The 2,680-nt window shown below is 69.9% G+C and carries 1 protein-coding gene and 1 pseudogene; both read left to right on the top strand.

Annotation, left to right across the window (positions count from 1 at the left end):
• Positions 1-331: 331 nt before the first annotated feature.
• Positions 332-1,609, top strand: coding sequence for an aspartate aminotransferase family protein (locus ACGF12_RS38240; RefSeq protein ID WP_393041169.1), 1,278 nt, complete (start codon positions 332-334; stop codon positions 1,607-1,609).
• Between the two features lie 274 nt (positions 1,610-1,883).
• Positions 1,884-2,680: pseudogene (locus ACGF12_RS38235) on the top strand (amino acid transporter); the annotation flags it as partial.

The following is a 2,680-nucleotide window of genomic DNA, read 5'->3' as shown; positions in this document are numbered from 1 at the left end:
GCGCCGGGCCTCCGGCTCCACGGTCCGGCCCTCGTAACCAGCGTGTCCCTCCGCGCGGCCGGGTCGCAACGCCGACCGGCGCCCCGGGGCGGGGCCGGTCGGTCTGGACGAGTGTCTCGGGAGTGCCGAATTCGGGCGCATCGAGGGTGTGGCGGGCCGGCACCACGAGGAGGAGCGGCTGAGGGTCGCGGCCGTGGAGTCGAGGCCCGTGTCGTCCCCGATTGACCGTCCTACGGGCCGGGCGCAGGGTAGCTTGCCTGAGAGCCGTTCGTGCGGCCCGGCTGCCCGATCGACGCGAAGTCGATGGTGTCGCAAGGAAAGTGAGCCTCGCATGTCGAACCTGCTCGGCCGCCATCGCGCGGTCATGCCGAGGTGGGTGTCGCTCTACTACGACGACCCGATCGAGATCGTGAGCGGCAAGGGGCGCCGCGTCACCGACTCCGACGGGCGCAGCTATCTCGACTTCTTCGGCGGCATCCTCACCAACATGCTCGGGTACGACGTGCCCGAGGTACGGGAGGCCGTCGAGCGGCAGCTGCGCACCGGGGTCGCGCACACCTCGACGCTGTACCTCATCCGCACCCAGGTGGAGTTGGCCGAGAAGATCGCGGAGCTGTCGGGCATCGCGAACGCCAAGGTGTTCTTCACCAACTCCGGCACCGAGGCCAACGAGACGGCGCTGCTGCTCGCCACCAATGCCCGCCGGTCCGACCAGGTGCTCGCCCTGCGCAACAGCTACCACGGACGCTCGTACGCGGCCACGGCCGTCACGGGCAACCGGAGCTGGAAGAACTCCTCGCTCTCGCCCGTCAACGTGCACTACCTGCACGGCGCCGACCGCGCACGCTTCACGCACCTGTCGGACGAGGAGTTCCAGGCCTTCTGCGTGGACGACCTGCAGCACGTCCTCGACACGGCCACCGCCACCGACGTCGCCTGCCTGATCGTGGAGCCTGTCCAGGGCGTCGGAGGCTTCACCGCCGCGCCGGACGGACTCCTCGCGAGATACCGGGAGATCCTGGACCGGTACGGGATCCTGCTGGTCTCGGACGAGGTGCAGACGGGCTGGGGCCGTACCGGAGAGCACTTCTGGGGCCTCCAGGCCCACGGCGTGACACCCCACATCATGACCTTCGCGAAGGGTCTGGGAAACGGCTTCGCGATCGGCGGTGTCGTCGCGGACGGCACGCTGATGGACGCGCTTCCGGCCAACGGCATCTCCACGTTCGGTGGCAACCCGATCGCGACGGCGGCCGCCAAGGCCACACTCGACTACCTCCTCGCCCACGACCTCCAGGCCAACGCACACCGGCTCGGCCGCCTGCTGATCGACGGCCTGCGGACCGCGGCGGATCGGCTTCCGGTCGTGCGGGACGTCCGGGGCAAGGGCCTGATGTTCGCCGTCGACCTGGTCGACCCCGGCACGGGAGCGCCGAGCGCGTCGCTGGCCGCCAGGGTGCTGGAGCACGCGAAGGAGCGGGGCCTGCTCATCGGCAAGGGCGGCCTCTACGGCCACACCCTGCGGATGGCTCCCCCGCTCACCCTGACCGAGGCCGAGGCCAGGGAAGGACTCGGCATCCTCGTAGACTCGCTCGCTGCCGCCTGCTGACATCACGTTGTGCGGATCCGGGTGTCCTCCGCACGAGTGGGTCTCCCAACTCCCGCTGACGGCAATGCTCTTCAGCCCGCATCCGAAGGTGCGACCCGTGCCGTCATCGGGCGGGGTCCGGCGATGTCGAGAGATTCGGGCTCCGGACGGGTGCTGGACCAATGGGGGGACACCCTGCGGGCGGTTGCCGGGAGTGAAGCGGCTGGTCGCATAGCCTTTCGCCCTGCCGCCGCCTCGGTGGCGCCGGTTTCGGGGACGAGGGCAGGGGCGCAGGGTGAGTTCGTCGGGTACTGCTGCGTCGACGCGGCGGGCGAGGTTCCGGGCGTGGCTGCTGGAGGGCCTGTCCGACATGGCCAAGCAGTACCCGGGGCCGCACGCGGAGGCGCCGGTCGAGCACAAGGGCCAGCGGTGGTGGCGGGTGATGTGCCTGACCGGGCTGGACTACTTCTCTACGCTCGGCTACCAGCCCGGGATCGCGGCGCTTGCGGCCGGGCTGCTGTCGCCGGTGGCGACGATCGTGCTGGTGCTCGTGACGCTGTTCGGTGCGCTGCCGGTGTACCGGCGGGTGGCGCAGGAGAGCCCGCACGGCGAGGGCTCGATCGCGATGCTGGAGCGGCTGCTGTCGTTCTGGCAGGGGAAGTTGTTCGTCCTGACGCTGCTGGGGTTCGCGGCCACCGACTTCATGATCACCATCACCCTGTCGGCGGCGGACGCGACCGCGCACCTGGTGGAGAACCCGAGTCTGCACAGTGCGCTGTCCGGCAGGCAGATGCTGATCACCCTGCTGCTGGTCGCCTTGCTCGGCGGCGTCTTCCTGAAGGGGTTCAGTGAGGCCATCGGCCTCGCGGTGGTCCTGGTCGGGGTCTACCTGGCGCTCAACGTCGTCGTGGTGCTGAACGGGATCTGGCACGTGCTGGAGAACCCGGACGTGGTGACGGACTGGTCCAACGCGTTGACCACCGAGCACGGCAACGCGTTCGCGATGATCGGCGTGGCGCTGATCGTCTTCCCGAAGCTGGCGCTGGGCCTGTCCGGCTTCGAGACCGGCGTTGCCGTGATGCCGCACATCGA

This window comes from Kitasatospora sp. NPDC048296 (assembly GCF_043201815.1).
Taxonomy (GTDB): domain Bacteria; phylum Actinomycetota; class Actinomycetes; order Streptomycetales; family Streptomycetaceae; genus Kitasatospora.
Note: the sequence above shows the minus strand (reverse complement) of the source record. Positions and strands in the feature narration are given on the sequence as shown.